The sequence below is a fragment of the Actinoplanes sp. NPDC019969 genome, from assembly GCF_055562375.1.
In genome coordinates, this window is the sequence record NZ_JBVHFK010000004.1 from 323,738 (window position 1) to 340,821 (window position 17,084).

Annotated in this window: 17 protein-coding genes; 7 read left to right on the top strand and 10 right to left on the bottom strand. The window is 71.4% G+C overall.

Translation table 11 applies throughout. The features are described 5' to 3' along the window. The first annotated feature begins 60 nt into the window (after nucleotides 1–60). The 6 genes from ACZ3II_RS14855 to ACZ3II_RS14880 all read left to right on the top strand — a co-directional run bounded on the left by ACZ3II_RS14855 (nucleotide 61) and on the right by ACZ3II_RS14880 (nucleotide 6,380). A complete protein-coding gene (locus ACZ3II_RS14855) occupies nucleotides 61–1,083 on the top strand; it encodes a fatty acid desaturase family protein (protein ID WP_465518179.1) in 1,023 nt (340 codons plus the stop codon). A 114-nt stretch (nucleotides 1,084–1,197) separates the two neighbouring features. Continuing rightward, nucleotides 1,198–1,380 carry a hypothetical protein gene (locus ACZ3II_RS14860; RefSeq protein WP_465518180.1) on the top strand — a complete coding sequence of 61 codons (183 nt, stop codon included), beginning with the start codon at nucleotides 1,198–1,200 and terminating at the stop codon, nucleotides 1,378–1,380. Between the two features lie 74 nt (nucleotides 1,381–1,454). Then, a complete protein-coding gene (locus tag ACZ3II_RS14865; protein WP_465518181.1) occupies nucleotides 1,455–3,053 on the top strand; it encodes a phospholipid carrier-dependent glycosyltransferase in 1,599 nt (532 codons plus the stop codon). 40 nt (nucleotides 3,054–3,093) lie between these two features. Next, the gene (locus ACZ3II_RS14870) at nucleotides 3,094–4,740 is read left to right on the top strand and encodes a GMC oxidoreductase (protein WP_465518182.1); all 1,647 of its coding nucleotides are present in this window, start codon (nucleotides 3,094–3,096) and stop codon (nucleotides 4,738–4,740) included. Between the two features lie 8 nt (nucleotides 4,741–4,748). After that, nucleotides 4,749–5,495, top strand: coding sequence for an AraC family transcriptional regulator (locus ACZ3II_RS14875; protein ID WP_465518183.1), 747 nt, complete (start codon nucleotides 4,749–4,751; stop codon nucleotides 5,493–5,495). 168 nt (nucleotides 5,496–5,663) lie between these two features. After that, nucleotides 5,664–6,380 carry an SDR family oxidoreductase gene (locus tag ACZ3II_RS14880; protein WP_465518184.1) on the top strand — a complete coding sequence of 239 codons (717 nt, stop codon included), beginning with the start codon at nucleotides 5,664–5,666 and terminating at the stop codon, nucleotides 6,378–6,380. Nucleotides 6,381–6,692: 312 nt separating this feature from the next. Here ACZ3II_RS14880 and ACZ3II_RS14885 read toward each other — a convergent pair whose 3' ends face one another. After that, nucleotides 6,693–8,159, bottom strand: coding sequence for a deoxyguanosinetriphosphate triphosphohydrolase family protein (locus tag ACZ3II_RS14885; protein ID WP_465518185.1), 1,467 nt, complete (start codon nucleotides 8,157–8,159; stop codon nucleotides 6,693–6,695). A 9-nt stretch (nucleotides 8,160–8,168) separates the two neighbouring features. Continuing rightward, complete coding sequence (locus ACZ3II_RS14890; RefSeq protein WP_465518404.1) at nucleotides 8,169–8,690, bottom strand: LURP-one-related family protein; 522 nt, start codon at nucleotides 8,688–8,690, stop codon at nucleotides 8,169–8,171. Between the two features lie 149 nt (nucleotides 8,691–8,839). On the opposite strand from ACZ3II_RS14890, the gene ACZ3II_RS14895 reads away from it, so the two are divergent. Then, nucleotides 8,840–9,946 (top strand): MBL fold metallo-hydrolase, encoded by a 1,107-nt coding sequence (locus ACZ3II_RS14895; protein WP_465518186.1) that lies wholly within the window; start codon nucleotides 8,840–8,842, stop codon nucleotides 9,944–9,946. A gap of 70 nt (nucleotides 9,947–10,016) precedes the next feature. Here the strand turns inward: ACZ3II_RS14895 and ACZ3II_RS14900 are convergent, their stop codons facing one another. The 8 genes from ACZ3II_RS14900 to ACZ3II_RS14935 form a co-directional block, all read right to left on the bottom strand. Further along, entirely contained in the window at nucleotides 10,017–10,913 is an 897-nt protein-coding gene (locus ACZ3II_RS14900) for a diacylglycerol/lipid kinase family protein (protein WP_465518187.1), read from the bottom strand. A gap of 39 nt (nucleotides 10,914–10,952) precedes the next feature. Then, nucleotides 10,953–11,156: a hypothetical protein gene (locus ACZ3II_RS14905; protein ID WP_465518188.1), complete on the bottom strand. Its 204-nt coding sequence runs from the start codon at nucleotides 11,154–11,156 to the stop codon at nucleotides 10,953–10,955. Nucleotides 11,157–11,182: 26 nt separating this feature from the next. Continuing rightward, a complete protein-coding gene (locus ACZ3II_RS14910; protein ID WP_465518189.1) occupies nucleotides 11,183–11,749 on the bottom strand; it encodes a GAF domain-containing protein in 567 nt (188 codons plus the stop codon). Nucleotides 11,750–11,795: 46 nt separating this feature from the next. Next, nucleotides 11,796–13,037 carry a hemolysin family protein gene (locus ACZ3II_RS14915; protein WP_465518190.1) on the bottom strand — a complete coding sequence of 414 codons (1,242 nt, stop codon included), beginning with the start codon at nucleotides 13,035–13,037 and terminating at the stop codon, nucleotides 11,796–11,798. 59 nt (nucleotides 13,038–13,096) lie between these two features. Continuing rightward, a complete protein-coding gene (locus ACZ3II_RS14920; RefSeq protein ID WP_465518405.1) occupies nucleotides 13,097–13,993 on the bottom strand; it encodes a DNA-3-methyladenine glycosylase family protein in 897 nt (298 codons plus the stop codon). 265 nt (nucleotides 13,994–14,258) lie between these two features. Beyond that, nucleotides 14,259–15,494 (bottom strand): Pecanex-like protein 1, encoded by a 1,236-nt coding sequence (locus ACZ3II_RS14925; RefSeq protein ID WP_465518191.1) that lies wholly within the window; start codon nucleotides 15,492–15,494, stop codon nucleotides 14,259–14,261. Nucleotides 15,495–15,531: 37 nt separating this feature from the next. After that, nucleotides 15,532–16,308, bottom strand: coding sequence for a DUF4142 domain-containing protein (locus ACZ3II_RS14930; protein WP_465518192.1), 777 nt, complete (start codon nucleotides 16,306–16,308; stop codon nucleotides 15,532–15,534). Between the two features lie 32 nt (nucleotides 16,309–16,340). After that, nucleotides 16,341–17,027, bottom strand: coding sequence for a COG4315 family predicted lipoprotein (locus tag ACZ3II_RS14935; RefSeq protein WP_465518193.1), 687 nt, complete (start codon nucleotides 17,025–17,027; stop codon nucleotides 16,341–16,343). Nucleotides 17,028–17,084: the final 57 nt, after the last annotated feature.

Genomic DNA, 17,084 nt, shown 5'->3' on the forward strand with positions numbered 1-17,084 from the left:
TACCTACCACGGGGTGCTGGGTCTCCTGACCCGGCGGGGCCGAACCGGTTGAGTCGGGGTATGACCACGACGACCGAACCCCGTGCCACCGGGAGCGACTTCGCCGAACTCAACCGCCGGATCAGCGCGGCCGGCCTGCTGCGGCGGCGGCCGGGCTACTACGCCGTACGCCTCAGTCTCGTCTCGATCGCCCTGATCGGCGGCTGGGCCGCCTTCTTCCTGGTCGGCGCCTCCTGGTGGACGCTGGCCGTGGCGGTCCTCCTGGCCGTCGCGTTCGCCCAGGTCGCGCTGGTCGCGCACGACCTGGCGCACCGGCAGGTGTTCCGCACCAACAAGCCCAGCTCCCGGGCCGGGATGATCGCCGGCAACCTGGCCATCGGCATGTCCTACGGCTTCTGGATGGACAAGCACACCAAGCACCACGCCAACCCGAACCACGACGATCTGGACCCGGACGTCAGCCCGGACAACCTGGTCTGGTCCCGGGAGCAGGCCCGCGGCAAGGGTTTCCTGGTCCGGCATCAGGCGTGGCTGTTCTTCCCGATGCTGACGCTGCTGGGCGTCTCCCTGAAACGCGACAGCGTGCGGGCGGTGCGGCGGGGCACGGTGAAGCGGCGCGGCCTGGAGGCCACGCTTCTGGGGATCCACTTCCTGGCGTACGCGTCCGCGCTGCTCCTGGTCCTCACCCCGCTGCAGGCGGTGGCCTTCCTGGTGGTGCATCAGGCGCTGTTCGGGGTCTACCTGGGGATGACGTTCGCCCCCAACCACAAAGGTATGCCGCATCCGGACGGCACCGAGGACTTCCTCCGCAAGCAGGTGCTGACGTCGCGCAACGTGCGGGGCGGCCGATTCGTGGACGCGGCGCTGGGCGGGCTGAACTACCAGATCGAGCACCACCTGTTCCCGGCCATGCCGACACCGAACCTGCGGCTGGCGCAGCCGATCGTGCGGGACTACTGCGCCGAGATCGGGGTGCCGTACGAGATGACCGGGCTGATCGAGTCGTACCGGCAGGCCCTGCGGCACCTGCACGACGTCGGCGCCGACCTGCGCCGCGACCGTTCCGCAACCGGCAACCGGTAACGGATTCCCCGGGCGCGCCCAACAGACGGCCATGACGGAGCAGCGTGACGACGTGGCGCGGGGTGTGCCGCTCACCGTGAGACTGCGCCTGGTGAGCGCGAACTCGGGCCGCCCGTGCACGTCGCCGTGCACGCCGACGGCGACTCCGACGGGCTGCTGCACGCCGCGCAGCTGGCGCTGCCGGGAGACGCGTGCGCGAAGGCGTACTGCGCGGCCGAACGGCGGCGGCTGGACGGGATGAGCATCGCCCGGACGGCTGTTCCACCGGCGGGTGGGCGCTGGAGATCCCGTCGGTGACCGGTGACGCGACACGGGGGCTGGTCGCCACCCGTACGGTGGGCGTCCGACCGGGTCCGGGATAGATTGGCCCGATGCCCCGACGCCGTCTGCTGTACCTGTTGGCGGTCGTGGCGATGCTGGGCCAGATGGCGTTCGCGATGGTGACCACGGCGACGCAGCAGTCGCCGACCATCGACGAGCCGGTCTACGTGGCCGCCGCCGAGGTCTACCGGCAGCAGCACAGCCTGCGGTACAACCCCGAGCATCCACCGCTCGGCAAGCTGATCATCGCGGCCGGGACGGCGTTCGCCGGGGCCGAGCTGGACCCGGCCTATCCGGGCGACCAGACCCAGCTGGGCCGGCACCTGCTCTACGAGAGCGGCAACAACCCGTTCCGGCTGATGCTGCTGGCCCGCCTGCCGGTCATCCTGCTCACCCTGCTGTTCGGGCTGGTGGTGCTGGTCTTCGCGCGGGACCTGGCCGGGGCGTGGGCGGGGCTGATCGCGCTGGCGCTGTACAGCTTCTCCCCCGACGTGATCGCGCACGGCTCCCTGGCCACCCTGGACGTGCCGGCGGCCGGGTTCCTGCTGACCGCGTTCTGGCTGGCCTGGCGCGCGCGGGAGAACCCGGGACGCTATGTGCCGCTGGCCGGGGCGGCGCTCGGGGCGGCGCTCGCGACGAGGATGAGCGCGCTTCCCGCCGTACCGCTGCTGGTCCTGCTCCTGGGGTGGAGCGGGTGGATCGGCTGGCGGGAGCGGGCCGCGGACCGCAAGCGGCGCATCGCCCGGGCGGTGGGTGGGGCGCTGGGCGCCGGGCTGATCGCGGTGGCGGTGGTGTGGCTCGCCTATCTGGTGGTGGATCCGCGGCTGCGCTGGACGGCCCCGCCCGGCCTGCCGGATCTGCGCGGGCTGAAGGGGCTGGCGGTGGATCTGCTGCCGTTCCCGCAGGCGTACCGGGACGGGATGCTGATCCAGTTCTCCTTCGAGAACAAGGTCTACAACGGGTTCCTGCTCGGTGAGGCGTACCGGGGCTCGCCGTGGTACTACATGCCGGCCGCGATCCTGATCAAGACGCCGCTGGGGATGCTGGCGCTCTGGCTGGCCGGCGCGATCACCATGCTCGCGCTGCCGCGGCTGCGGGCGGCGGCGCTCCACGTTCTGCCGATCTCGCTGGTGGTCCTGCTGGTGACGATGACCGGGGCGCGGAACTTCGGCACCCGCTATGTGATCGTTCTGCCGATGTTCCTCGCGGTCGCCGCCGGAACACTCGCGTTGATCCGGATGAAATGGCCCACAGCGGTCTTGGTCGCCTTCGTGGCCGTCAGCTCACTTCTGACATTCCCGTTCTATCTGCCGTATTCCAATGAGGCCTTCGGCGGCACCGCCAACACCCACCGCAACCTGCACGACGCGAACGTCGACTGGGGACAGGATCTGGCCCGCCTCGCCCAGCATCTGAAGACGAAATATCCCGGCGAAACGGTCTGGCTGGTCTACAAGGGCTCCGGAGTGCCCAGCTATTACGGCATCCAGGCCGGCAACCCCTACGCCGCACCCCTCGATCAGGTCCGTGGTCTTCTGGTGATCTCCGATTCGCGGGTGGCGCTGGCCAGCCCGCGGCTGAAACAGATGATCTCCACCTCGCGGGAGATCGATCAGGTAGGCCACTCCATCAGCATCTATAGGCGCTGACCTCTTGAAGGTTACCGATCGGTAATGCTTAGGTGACACGATGACGCACTACGACATCGTGATCGTCGGCAGCGGCTTCGGTGGCAGCGTCAGCGCCCTGCGCCTGGCGGAGAAGGGTTACCGGGTCGGCGTGCTCGAAGCCGGCCGCCGGTTCACCCCGGACACGTTGCCGAAGACGTCCTGGGACCTGCGCAACTTCCTCTGGGCGCCGAACCTGGGGCTGCGCGGCATGCAGCGGATCACCCTGCTCAAGGACATCATGGTGCTGTCCGCGGCCGGGGTCGGCGGCGGCTCGCTGGTCTACGCCAACACCCTGTACGTGCCACCCGCCCCGTTCTTCGCCGACCCCCGGTGGTCCGGCATCACCGACTGGGCCGGCGAGCTGGCCGCCTTCTACGACCAGGCGTCCCGCATGCTCGGCGTCACCGAGCAGCCCACGATGACCCCGTCGGACGTGGCGATCCGGCAGGTCGCCGACGAGATGGGGGTCGGGCACACGTTCCGGCGGACCCCGGTCGGGGTGTTCTTCGGCGAACCCGGCAAGACCGTGCCGGACCCGTACTTCGGCGGCGCCGGCCCGGACCGGACCGGCTGCCGGGAATGCGGCGACTGCATGATCGGCTGCCGGGTCGGCGCGAAGAACCGGCTCGACGTCAACTACCTCTACCTGGCCGAGAAGGCCGGCGTGACGGTCCACCCGGACACCGAGGTCACGGCGCTGCGGCCGGACGGCGACGGCTGGCGGATCGCGACCCGGCGCGGCGGATTCACCGCCGGCCAGGTGATCCTGTCGGCCGGCGCGCTCGGCACCCAGCGGCTGCTGCACGCCATGAAGGACACCGGGGTGCTGCCCGGGCTGTCCGCGCAACTGGGCCGGCTGACCAGGACCAACTCGGAGGCGCTGCTCGGCGCGGCGGTCAAGGACGTGCCGGAGCAGCCGTTCTCCCAGGGCATCGCGATCACGTCGTCGTTCCACCCGGACGCCGACACCCACATCGAGCCGGTCCGGTACGGCCCGCGCAGCAACGCCATGGGCCTGCTGTCGACGATCCTGGTCGACGGCGGCGGGCGGGTGCCGCGGCCGTTGCGGTTCCTCTGGCAGGCGGTGCGGCATCCGGTCGTCTTCGGGCATTCGCTGTCGGTACGGCGATGGAGCGAGCGGACCATCATCGCGCTGGTCATGCAGACGGCGGACAATTCCTTGACGGTACGGCGTACCCGTACCGGCCGGCTCACCACCTCACTCGGGCACGGCAAGCCCAACCCGGTGTGGATCCCGGTCGGCCACCAGGCGGTCCGGCGGCTCGCGGACCGGATCGGCGGTTTCCCGGGCGGCACCGTCGGCGACATCGTCAACATCCCGCTCACCGCGCACATCCTCGGCGGCGCGACGATCGGCGAGTCGATCGAGACCGGGGTGGTCGACGCGTACCACCGGGTCTTCGGCCATCCCGGCCTGCACGTCATCGACGGTTCGGCGGTGCCGGCCAACCTCGGCGTCAACCCGTCGCTGACGATCACGGCGCTGGCGGAGCGGGCCATCGCCCTCTGGCCCAACAAGGGCGAGACGGATCAGCGGCCGGCGCTCGGGGACCCGTACCAGCGCCTCGAACCGATCGCGCCGCGCTCGCCCGCCGTTCCGGCGCACGCCCCGGCGGCGCTCCGCCTGACGATCCGCCCCCGATGATCCACTCGGTGCCGGCTCGGGCGGTCGGGACGCCCTGCCGGACGGTCATGCGCCGGCCGGATCCGCGGTTGCGCGGGCACGTGCTGGCCTACAGCGGTTTCTCCACCGCCTCCCCGATCCCGCACCGTCTTCTGGCGATCAACGTGCCCGCCCTGGTCATCGACCTGACCGGGGCGTGCCGGGTGATCACCGGTCCGAGTGCCACTCCCACCGTGGGCGGGGCCAGCCGCTGGGGTCACGGCGTCACCGTGGCGCTCACCCCGGTCGGCGTGTCCGCGCTGCTCGGGTTGCCGGTAACCGAAATTTCTGGACAAATCGTCCCGATTGATGATCTCCTTTTTCGCTTTCCCACCGCACAGCTCGCCGCCGCCGGCGGTTGGGACGCCCGGTTCGCCCTGCTGGACCGCTGGTTGACGGCACGCCTGCCCACTCCGCCGGACGACGGGCTGATCACGGAGGCCTGGGTACGCCTGCAACGAGGTCCGGGACGAACCCGGGTCGGGGCCGTGGCCGCCGCTCTCGGAGTCTCCCGGCGCTATTTGGAGAGCGGTTTCCAGCGCACGATCGGCCTCTCTCCCGGAACCGTCAGCCGGATCGCCCGTTTCCAGCGCGCCACCGTCCGCCTCCTGTCCGGCGCCCCGATCGTCACGACCGCCGCTGACACCGGGTACGCCGACCAGCCCCACCTCACCCGCGACATCCGCGCCTTCGCCGGCCTCACCCCCACCGAACTCCGCGCCCTCATCCAGCACTGACCCGGCCCGAACCCCGCGCCCTCATCCCACGCTGACCGGCCTCAACTCCGCGCCCTCCTCCCGCGCTGGCCCAGCCTCAACTCCGCGCCCTCCTCCCGCGCTGACCCGGGCCGAACCGCCGCATTCCTTCAAGACTTCGCACCGCGCCGTCGCCTAGCGTCCGAAGGCATGACACTCACCGGAAAGACCGCGCTGGTCACCGGCGGTTCCCGCGGGATCGGCCAGGCCGTCGCCAGACGTCTCGCGGCCGACGGCGCCCGGGTCGTCCTCACCTACCACTCGTCGAAGGACGCCGCCGAAGCCCTGGCCGAGGAGATCGGCGCGACCGCCGTCCGCTGCGACCAGGCTGACCTCGGCACCCTCCCGGCCATCCTCGAACCGGTCCGCGACGGCATGGACATCCTGGTCAACAACGCCGCGATCACCGTCAGCCGCCCGATCGCCGACCTCACCCCGGACGACTTCGACCGGCTGCTGACGATCAACACGAAGTTCCCGCTGTTCACCATCCAGGCCGCCATCCCCCTGCTGCGCGACGGCGGCCGGATCGTCAACCTGTCCACCCTCAACACCGCCGTGCCGGCGCCCGGCCTCGCCCTCTACTGCGCCAGCAAGGCCGCCCTCGAACAGGTCACGAAAGTCGCCGCCCGGGAACTCGGCCCCCGCGCCATCACCGTCAACACCGTCTCCCCCGGCGCCACCGACACCGACATGCTGCGCGGCGCCAACCCACCGGAAGCCCTCGCGCAGTCCGTCGCCCTCACCGCCCTCGGCCGTCTCGGAACCCCCGCCGACATCGCCGCGGTCGTCGCCTTCCTGGCCGGCCCCGACGCCGCTTGGATCACCGGCCAGAACGTGCGGGCAGGCGGCGGCTTACTGCTCTGATCCCGTGGCACTCCGCGCCGCGCAGGCGGTTCCCCGGCCGTGGCGCGCCGACCAGGCCGAACGAGCCGTCGCCCACACACCCCACCACAACCTCAAAACCCGCCTGACGTACGGCCCGCCACCTCAGCCGCCGCCCAGACACCCCACCGCAACCCCGAAACCCGCCTGACGTACGGCCCGCGAACAGCCCGCCACCTCAGCCGTCGCCCACACACCCCACGGCGACCCCGAAACCCGCCTGCCGTACGGCTCACGAACTCGGGGTAGCCGCGGCGAGGGCGGCGCTCACCCCGTACCCGAGCAGGCGGATCGTCAGAGGACGAAAGCGTCGGTCCAGAGCTGGCGGGAGCGGCCGGACAGCGCCTCCATCAGGCCGACTGCCTGGCTGTCGGTGAGGCCGGCGACGAAGTCGACGACGGCGCGCCCGCGGGCCAGGGTGATGCGGTCGGGGGTGCCGGCGGGGAGCTCGGTCTCGGCGAGTTCGACCAGGTCGCGCAGCCGGCGGGGCAGGCGCTGTTCCTCGTCGGGGTCGGTGAGCCAGGCGATCAGGGCTTCGACCAGGGAGGCGAGGAGGCGGGCCTGGCCGCGCTGGTGGAGGGCGAGGTCGGGGCGTTCGAGGACGAACCGGTTCTGCACGAACTTGAGGATCTGCACTTCGTGCCACTGCGCGCGGGCGAGTTGGGCGTGGCTGCTGCGGATGGCCGGTGTCTCGATGAGTTCGACGGATTCGACGAGGCGGCGGGTCCAGTTGGCGCTGAACGCGGCGACCCGGGCCTCGGCTTCGAGGGAGCCGTCGAAGGGGCGGGCGAGGAGGCCGTCGACGAGTTCGGCGCGGACCAGTTCGACGGCGTCGGCGAAGGCCTCGTCGTCGGCGATCCAGTCTTCCTTGCGGCACAGCCGGCGGCGCAGCGATTCGATGGCGCCGCCGGCCCGGTTGAGGTCGGATTCGCTGCCCCAGCGCTGCCAGGCCATCAGTTCGGAGGCGACGGCGCCCTGCTGGAGCACGCCGACCCGGTGCACGTCCTCCAGGTCGTGGATGGCGTAGGCGATGTCGTCGGCGGCGTCCATCACCGAGGCTTCGACGGTCTGCTGCCAGTCGGCGACCCGGCCGGCGAACGGGGCGCGTGCGGCCCGTACGTCGGCGATCTCGGTGGAGTAGGCGCCGAACTTGAGTGATCCGCCGTCCGGGTCGTCGGGGACGGAGGCGGCGCCGCGCGGCGGCGGGTCCATGAATCGCGGGTGCGGGTCCGGGTGGGTGTGCCGGGTCCACGGGTATTTCAGGATCGCGGCCCGGACCGCGTTGGTCAGGTTGAGCCCGATGGTGGCCTGGCCGCGGATCTCGGTGCTGGTGACGATCCGGTACGACTGGGCGTTGCCCTCGAATCCGTCGCGCAGCCCCAGCCGGTGCCGGGCCAGCCGGTCCAGCACCCGCTCGCCGAGATGCCCGAACGGCGGGTGCCCGAGGTCGTGGGCGAGCGCCGCCGCCTCCACCACGTCCGGGTCGCAGCCGCCGAGCTTCTCCGCCAGGTCCGGGTCGCCGGCCTGGAGCCGTTCGGCGACGGCCCGGCCCACCTGCGCCACCTTGAGGCTGTGGGTGAGCCGGTTGTGCACCAGCAGGCCGGCCCCGCCGGGGCTGATCACCTGCGTGACCCCGGCGAGACGGGCGAGGAAGGGCGAGCTGACGATCCGGTCCCGGTCCACCCGGAAGGGGCTCGACGCCAGGTCTCCGGGAGCTACCAGACTGTCACCGAAGAGGCGCTGGGCACGTGGATCGTCCATGCCGGGAGGTTACCGGGACTGCAGGGCGTCCAGTGCGACGGCCATCGCCACGACCAGACGGCGGTCCAGGTTCGGGTCGTGGATGCTGACCTGGTACGTGTCCCGCAGACCCCACTTGCGCACCACCGAGAAGGCCGGCCGGCCCTGGACGGTGAAGTCGAAGTGGTACGGCAGCCAGGACAGGGAGTCGACGAAGCGCCGCAGGATCGCCACCCACTGGTTGCGCTCCTGGCCGGCGATCTCGCCGTAGCCGGGCTGCTCGACGACCCAGCTGGACCGGAACAGCGAGGCCGCGAAGTTCTTCCGGAACAGGCCGATCGGGTGCCCGTTCGCGTCGGTCACGTCGTAGGTCGCGCCCAGGTCGATGACCTGCCGGGCCTTGAAACCGAGCAGCGGGGTCTGCTTGGTGTCGTCGGTGTAGAGGGTCACCTGCTCCTTGAACGCGAGCCGTTTCTGCTGCGCGAACGCGAGGATGCCCGCTTCGCCGCCGGTCTGCGGGTCGACGGCGTGAACCTCGTACTGGTTGACCATGAAACGGATGCGCTGACGCACGATGAGGTGCTGCTGCGCCTGAAGGGTATGGAGCGTCACCGCGGCAGTGTGTCATACCGGTCACTTCCTGAGGAGATGCTGTGGGTGGCGGTGGCAACCGGTAACCGGAGCGGGTCAGACTGGTGGTCATGGCTAAGCGAACGCGTACCCGTACGGTGATGGCTCTGGCGCTGGGCGCCGCGGCGGCGGTGTGGGCCGCCCGTGACATCCCCGCCCAGATCGGCGGGCGAGCGCGTGGCGCCCGGCTGGCGCGGGTGGAGGCGTCGCCGCAGTTCTCCGGCGGGAAGTTCCGCAACACCGTCCCGGCGACCGATCTGGTCGCGGCGTCGATGCCCCGGCTCGCGGTGGCTGCCGCCACCGGCCGCGAGGCGCGGCGACCCCATCAGCCGGTTCCGCTGGTCACCCCGGCTGCGGGCGGCGACGCTCAGGGTCTGCACGTGACGTGGTACGGGCACTCTTCCGCCCTGATCGAGATCGAGGGCCGGCGGGTCCTGCTCGACCCGGTGTGGAGCGACCGCTGCTCCCCGTCCCGCCTGGCCGGCCCGCGCCGGCTGCACGAGCCGCCGGTGGCATTGCGGGACCTGCCCCCGATCGACGCGGTGGTGATCTCCCACGACCACTACGACCACCTCGACATGGACACCATCCGGACCCTGGTGGATCTGCAGGCGGCCCGGTTCCTGGTGCCGCTGGGGGTGGGCGCGCACCTGGAGCGCTGGGGCGTCCCGGCGCCGCGGATCGTCGAGCTGGACTGGAACGAGACGGCGACGGTCGCCGGGATCGAGTTCGTCGCCACACCGGCCCGGCACTTCTCCGGCCGTGGGCTGGGCCGGGACGAGACGCTCTGGGCCAGCTGGGTGATCAACGGCCCGACCCGGAAGGTGTTCTACTCCGGCGACACCGGCTACTTCGACGGGTTCGCGGAGATCGGCGCTTCGTATGGGCCGTTCGACGCGTCGCTGGTGCAGGTCGGGGCGTACGGGGATGCCTGGCCCGACATCCACATGACGCCGGAGGACGGGGTCGCCACCCACGTCGACGTGCGGGCCGGCGTGATGATCCCGGTGCACTGGGCGACGTTCAACCTGGCCCTGCACGACTGGGCGGAGCCGGCCGACCGCACCTGGCGGGAGGCGAAGGCCCGCGGCGTGACCCTGGCGGTGCCGCGGCCGGGCGAGCGGATCGACATCGACAACCCGCCCGCCGTCGACGGCTGGTGGCAGCAGATCAGCTGAGGTTTCTCGGCGGCTGGCCGTCAGGGCTGTCTCGGCGGCGTGGAGACAGCCCTGACGACCAGCCGGGTTCTCACGCGGGGACGCAGATCTGGACGGCGGCGGGGACGATCTCGGCGGTGAACTTCTTCGTCTTGGCCCGTGCGCCGCCGTCGAGCTCGTATTCGAGCTTGGAGTCCAGGGTGACGTCGATGCGGCGGGCGCGGGTGGTGCGGACGAACGGCGAGTGGTCGGAGCGGGTGACCGCCATGGTGCCGAGCGCCCGGGCCCACTGGATCGCGTTCTGCGCGGTGGCCACGCCGACGTCGAGCCAGCCGTCCTCGGGCGAGGCGTCGTCGAAGGCCTCGATGCCGCCGGTGATCCGGCCGACGTTGCCGATCAGCACGCAGCTGGCCTCGTCGTCGAACCAGTCGGTGCCGTCCACCTTGATCTTCGCCCGGGCCGCTTCGCCGTTGACGTGGCGCAGGCCGGTCCAGACGTAGGCGAGCTTGCCGAGGCGGTCCTTGAGGGCCCCGTCCGCGTCCTTGATCATCGCCCCGTCGAAGCCGATGCCGGCCATCACGGCGAAGTGCTCGCCGTCGAGCCGGCCCAGGTCGAAGCGGCGGCGCTCGCCGGTGAACGCGATGTCGACGGCCTTCGCCAGGTCGGTGGGGATGCCCAGGTTGCCGGCGAACAGGTTGCCGGTGCCGGCCGGCATGATCGCGACCGGGATCTTGTTGCCGCCCTTCTCCTGGGCGAGCACGTCGAGGCTGCGCTGGACCATCCCGTCACCGCCCCACACCACGAGCAGGTCGACGCCGGCCTGGACGGCCTTGCGGACCTTCTTCGGGGCCTTGCGGCTCTTGGGGACCTCGTACCAGATCAGTTTCTCGACGCCGCGGCCGGTGAGCAGGCGGCGTAGCTCGTCCAGGCCGCCACCGAGCGTCTTGCGCTGGTGGGCAACGACGGCGATCGTGCGGGGGGTTCGCATATCGCCGCCGTTACCCGGTCCGGAACGGGGCCGAAACCATCACAGGAAACCGAAGCGGCGCTTCTTCTTCCGGCCGAACAGGGTCTGCGCGGTGTCGGCGCCCTGGCGCAGCAGCCGGGACGCGCGGTTGTTCGGGCCCCGGCGGCGCTCGACGGTGTCGCTGAGCTTGCGGGCTCCGGCGACGCCGAGCGGGACGAGGACGGCGGTGAGGACGGCACGGCGGATGAAACTCCAGATGAACATGCCGCTGTATTACCCATTCCGGGCGATCAGTTCACCGATTCCCGCATCCGTTGTTCGGCGGCGGCGCTGCGGATCACCATGAGCCGCAGCTCCAGCTCGTCGGCGACGATCGCGGCGAGGTGCTCCAGCGCCTTGAGCTGACGCGGGTTCGCCTCCCGCGGCACGCTGTCGATCACGTTGACGGTGCCCAGGCGGTACCCGTCGTGGGTGCGGATCGGCGCGGCGGCGTAGAACCGCAGGCCCAGATCGCCGCGGACCAGCGGATGTTCCAGGGTGCGCGGGTCCACGGCCGCGTTGTTGATCACGTAGACGTCGTCCTGGGCGATCACCGAGGCGCACAGGCCGGGTTCCTTGCCGAGCTGCCGTACCCCGGTCAGTCCCTGGCAGGCGGCCAGCCACACCCGGTCCTGCTCGACCAGCGAGACCGTGGCGATCGGCGTGCCGAACAGCGCTCCGGCGATGAAGGCGATCCGGTCGTACGCGTCCTCGACCGGCTGATCGACCAGCCGGTACCGGCGCACGGCCGCGAGGCGGGCCCGCTCCCGCGGATCCACGTTGTCCAGGTACTCGTAGGCGTTCGACGGCTCTGTCATGGACGGCAGGCTATTCCCGGCGGTCGCGCCGGCGTCGCACAAGAGGTCAGTCGATGTCCCCGGGCAGCGCCCGCACCCGGAGCCCGGTGATCGCCCGCCCGGTCACCTCGGTCACCTCGGCGGTGAACTCCGGCAGCGTCACCACCTCCCCCGGCTCGGTCGGGATGTGCCCGAGCCGGGCCAGCACCATCCCGGCGACCGTGGTGTAGTCGCCCTCCTCCGGCGCGTTGCCGTGGAACCCGACGTCCGGCAGGTCGTGGATGGGGAACGAGCCGGGCATGAGCAGCGCCCCGTCGTCCTCCCGGACGGTCGCCGCGACGTCCGCGTCGGTCTCGTCGTAGATCTCCCCGACGATCTCCTCGACCAGGTCCTCGATGGTGACGATGCCGTCGATGGCGCCGCGCTCGTCGACGATCAGGGCGAGCGGCTGCCGTTCGGCGCGCAGCTGCTTCAGCGCGTCGGACACCCGCAGCGTCTCCGGCAGGAACAGCGGCGGCCGGGCCACGTCGTCGACCGGCCCGTCGGCGCCGACCAGGTCCCGCAGGTGCACCACGCCGATCACGTCGTCCAGCCCGGCCGGGCCGATCACCGGGGCCCGGGAGTGCCCGCCGTCGATCAGGGTGCGCAGCGCCTCGGGCGCCGGCCGGCCGCTGGGCAGCGAGAGCACGTCCCGGCGGGGCACCAGGATCTCCCGCAGGATCCGGTCGGCGATCTCGAACGCGCCGGAGATGATGGACCGCTGCTCGGCGGAGAACTCCTGCTGGGCGGCGACCATGTCACGGATCTCCTCGGGGGTGACCTCGTCGCGCCGGGCGTGCGGGTCGCCGCCGGCCAGCCGGACCACCCCGTCGGTGGCCCGGCCGAGCAGCCAGACCGCCGGGCGGGAGAAGTTCGACAGCAGGTCCAGCGGCCGGGCCACCAGCATCGCCCAGCCCTCGGCCCGCTGCATCGCGATCCGCTTGGGCGCCAGCTCCCCGAAGACCAGGGTGACGAAGGTCAGCACCAGGGTGACCAGGAACGTGGCGACCGGCTCGGCCGCGGTGCCGAGGAATCCGAGCCGGACGGCCAGCGGATCGGACAGGTAGAGCGCGACCACCGCGGAGGCCAGGAACCCCGCCAGCGTGATGCCGATCTGAATGGTGGCCAGGAACCGGTTGGAGTCGCGGCTGAGCCGGGCCAGCACCCGGCCGGAGCGGGACTCCCGCTCCAGGCGCTGCACCTGGCCCTCCCGCAGCGAGATCAGCGCCATCTCGCTGCCGGTGAACACGGCATTGACCAGAATCAGCATAAATACCAGTACGACCGGCCAAACGCCTTCCATGCACCCAAGCTAGCGAGCCGAGCCGATCAGAATCGGGAGAACGACCGCAGCGGCATCCGGGGACCGAACTTCGGCGCCGAGATCCCGCCCAGGGCGAACAGGTCGCAGACCCGGCCCCGGTGCCCCCGGAACGGCTCCAGCAGCTCCAGCATCCGCTCGTCGGTGCCGCGGGCCTCCCCGGCCAGGGCGTAGGCGACGGTGTTCGGGATGTGGAAGTCGCCGACGCTGACGGCGTCCGGGTCCCCGTACGCGAACCGGACCGTCTCCGCGGCGGTCCACGGGCCGATGCCGGGCAGCGCGGTCATCCGGGCGGTCGCCTCGACGGCGTCCGCACAGCGTTCCAGCCGGTCGGCGACCTGGGCGGCGCGGAGCAGGGCCTGGGTACGGCGTTGCTCGACGCCGAACGGGTGGAACGCCCAGTACGCCGTGGCGGCCACCGCGGCCGGGTCCGGTGGCAGGACCAGGCCGGCCGGGCCGGGAGCGGGCTCACCGAAATGCCGGCAGATCGCCCGGTATGACCGATGGGCCTCCTTGCCGGTGACCTTCTGCTCCAGGATCGCCCGGAGCAGGCGCGGGAAGAGCAGGCCGGTGGCCGGGAGGCGTACCCCCGAAAAGGTCTTGGCCAGGCGCTGGACCAGCGGATGCCGCGCGGCGAGCGCCGGGAAACCGCTCACGTCGTCGCGCAGCCCGGCGATCGCGTCGGCCCGGTCGGCGGCCCAGCGCGCCCCCGGTCCATGTCCGGTCGCGATCAGATCACCCGCTGCGCGGGCCAGGTGCAGAGACGCAGGACCTTGCGGCGTACGCAACGCGAGCCAGAACCCGTCGTCGGCGAACCGCCCGCACGGGTCCGATTTCGGCACCAGCAGCGGCCGCACCGAGGCGCCGAAGGCGTAACGCTCCGGTGGTGTCAGCCGTCGGGACACGGTCACCGGGCCACTATGCCACCGCCGGGCACGCCGATGGCCCTGACCATGCTCCGTGGTCAGGGCCATCGGGACGGGTGACCGGACACCCGAGAACGGTCCGGTCACCCGGGGTGGAACCGATGCCCGGTGGTGGCCGGGCGGTCCGCCACCTGCGCGTCCGGCAGGGGGAAGGACGCGGGACGGGAACGTCGGGGGGCCCGGTCCGGGACGCGTGGATCCCGGACCGGCTCGCTCCCGGCCACGGTGGCGGCCGGTTCCACGATCAGCGGACGCGGATCCGAACGGAGTCGAAGGCCGGCGTCTGGTTGGCGCGCTCCATCATCGGCGTACGGTGCGAACCGTCACCCGCCCACGAGGAGCACTGGAAGGTGCCCGACTGCGGCAGACCCGGCACCTGAATGGCGACGGTGTCCGGCTGCGCGCCACCGCGGCTGTCCTCGGTCGCGACGAAGAACGCCGGGACCGGGTCCGGAGCGGGAGCCTGGTTCTGGTTGTCCAGGATCCGGCACGCGGTGTGGAAGTGACCGCGCACCAGGCCGCCCTGGAGCACGCTGGACTCCACGTAGTAACCGCCCTGGCCGGCCGCGAGGAACCGGTCCCGGATCAGGTTCCGGGTGCTCACCTGGAGGGTGAACGGGGTGTTCCGGTTGACCTGGCGGGGAGCGTTGGTGATCAGCAGGGTCGGGTTGTTGGCGGCCGCGCCGACCTCACCGAACTCGGTCGAGACGCAGCGGTTGCCCCGCTGGAAGCCGTCGTGCGCATCCAGGCCCGAGGTCTCGCAGCTGTTGGTCAGGATGCCGAGGCCGGCGCCGGGCGGCGGCGTGGTCGCCTGGCCACCGCCGTTGTTCTGACCGCCGCCGTTGTTCTGACCGCCACCCTGGTTCTGGTCGCCGCCACCGTTGTTCTGACCGCCACCCTGGTTCTGGTCGCCGCCCCCGTTGTTCTGACCGCCACCCTGGTTCTGGTCGCCGCCACCCTGGTTCTGGCCGTCCTCGGCAGGCGCGCTGGCCGCCGGGTCGGACGGCGCGGCGCTGGGCTGCTGGCCGCCGTTCTGGCCGCCGTTCTGGCCGCCACCGTTGTTGCCACGGCCGCCGCCACCGTTGTTGCCACGGTTGCGCCGGAGGGTCTCCGCCTGGGCGGCCCCGTCGGACGAGACGTTCTGCAGCACCCACTCCCGGCAGCGGGCGCGCACGTCCGCCGTCGTGGCCACGTCGCCGGCGCCGTCGTCCGCGTGCTGCGTGACCTTGCCGTTGTTCGTGGTGTACGTGCCCTTGCGGGTCTGGGTGGAGAGCTTGGCCGACTTGGGCGCCGCCAGATCGTCACACGCGGCGAGAGCCCGGTCGGTGACCTTGTCACTCTCGGTTGCCGCGTTGGAGATCTGCGTGACGGTCACTACGCCGGCGAACGCGGCCGCCGACGCTGCGGCGATGGCGATGACGCGGCGCCGACCGCTGAACCAAGTCGGAGAATTGGCGCGGCGGTACTTGGACCTTCGCATGGGTGACACCTTTCTTCGTCGCCGGGGGCGATTCGAGTTACCGCGCGCGGAAGATGCGCATGGTCGTTACAACCCCGACCACCAGCGCGGCAGCGAGGACCAACAGGATCACGGTGTTGCTGAGGCCGGGCATGTTCTCGCCCTTCTGAGCGGCCACCAGCATCTGGTTGTCGATGGACACCGGGCCCTGCCCCGCGGCAGCGGCCGGCGCCGGCGCGGTGGGCAGCGCGGCGTAGTCGACGATGCCGCTGCTCTCCAGCAGGGTCATGTGCGTCATCACGAACTGGTTGGTCTGCTGCGCGAGCTTGCGGACCGTGTCGTTGCGCGTGGTGGCGCGAATCGTGGCGATGGCCGGGAAGATCTTGCCGTGGGCGGACCGCAGGCGGTCGATGAAGATCTGCTCGAACTGCCGGGCGGTGGGCGCCGTCTTCATCTCGTTGAGCCAGGCCTGCTGGTCGCCGTTCGGCTTGTTCGGCAGGCTGATGCCCAGCTTCCTGGCCGCGACACGGGTCAGGTTGTCGAGCGCGACGTGCTGCGCCGCGATCGCCTTGCCGATCTTCGCGACGTTCGCGTTGTCCGACTTCTCCTGCGCCATGTTGCCGGCCGGGACCTCCCAGAGCCCGGCGAGCCGGACCTTGACGACGAAGTCCCGGTCCGCGGCGCTGATCGTCCCGGCCCCGGTGTCGGTCAGGCCGGTGTTCGGCGGCACGGGCACGGGTTCGTCGGCACGAGCCATCCCGGCCGGCGTCATGAGGAACGCCAAGGTCATCGCCAGGGTTCCGACCAGCCATCGGGGGATACGGCCCGCCTTCATGTTCTCCTCCAACTTCCGGTGCCTGTGCCGATTCAGTAGCTGATGTCGCCGCTCGCGTCGCTGCCGGCGGCGCCGGAGCTGTCGTCGGCGGGCGGTGCGACCGCCTTCGAGACGGCGGGGAGGCAGGTGAGGTTCTTCGCGCCGTTCGGCTGGATCACGAACCACTTGCCGCCGACGTTCTGGCCCTTCCATTGACCGGGCTTCTTGTCACCGATGTAGCGGTAGAGCGGCCAGCCCTTGAGGGTGAGCTGCTTGGTGCCGTCGGCCCGGGTCACCGTGCCGACGAGGGACTTGTCGACGCCCTTGAGCGTCGGCTTGCCGTCGTTGGTCAGCGACGGCGGCCACACCTTGGCGCAGTCGCCGTTGCAGTTCGACTTCGCCGGGTCGTCCTGGTCGTCGTCGAACCGGTACAGCACGAAGCCGTCCTCGTCCTGGACGGTGGTGCCCATCCGGGCGACCTTCGCGGCGTTCAGCTCGGTCGTCGCCAGCTCGTCACTGATCTCGGCGGTGTTCGCCTCGCCGCCACCGGCCGGAGCGGCCGGGGCCGTCGCCTCCGCGGTGGGGTCCACCTCGGCCTCCGCGCCGGCGGTGGCGCCCGGCGTGGCCGCGACATCGTTCGATGCGGGCTCGGCCGCGTTGCCGTAGTCGGCGGCGGTGTATCCGGTCGGGGCACATGCCGACAGGGCGAACCCCGCCGCCAGCGCTGCGCCTACAACCATCAACTTGCGCTTCTCCGGTACCACGTGGCCCCTCCCGGGTGTGTCATGGCTTTGGCC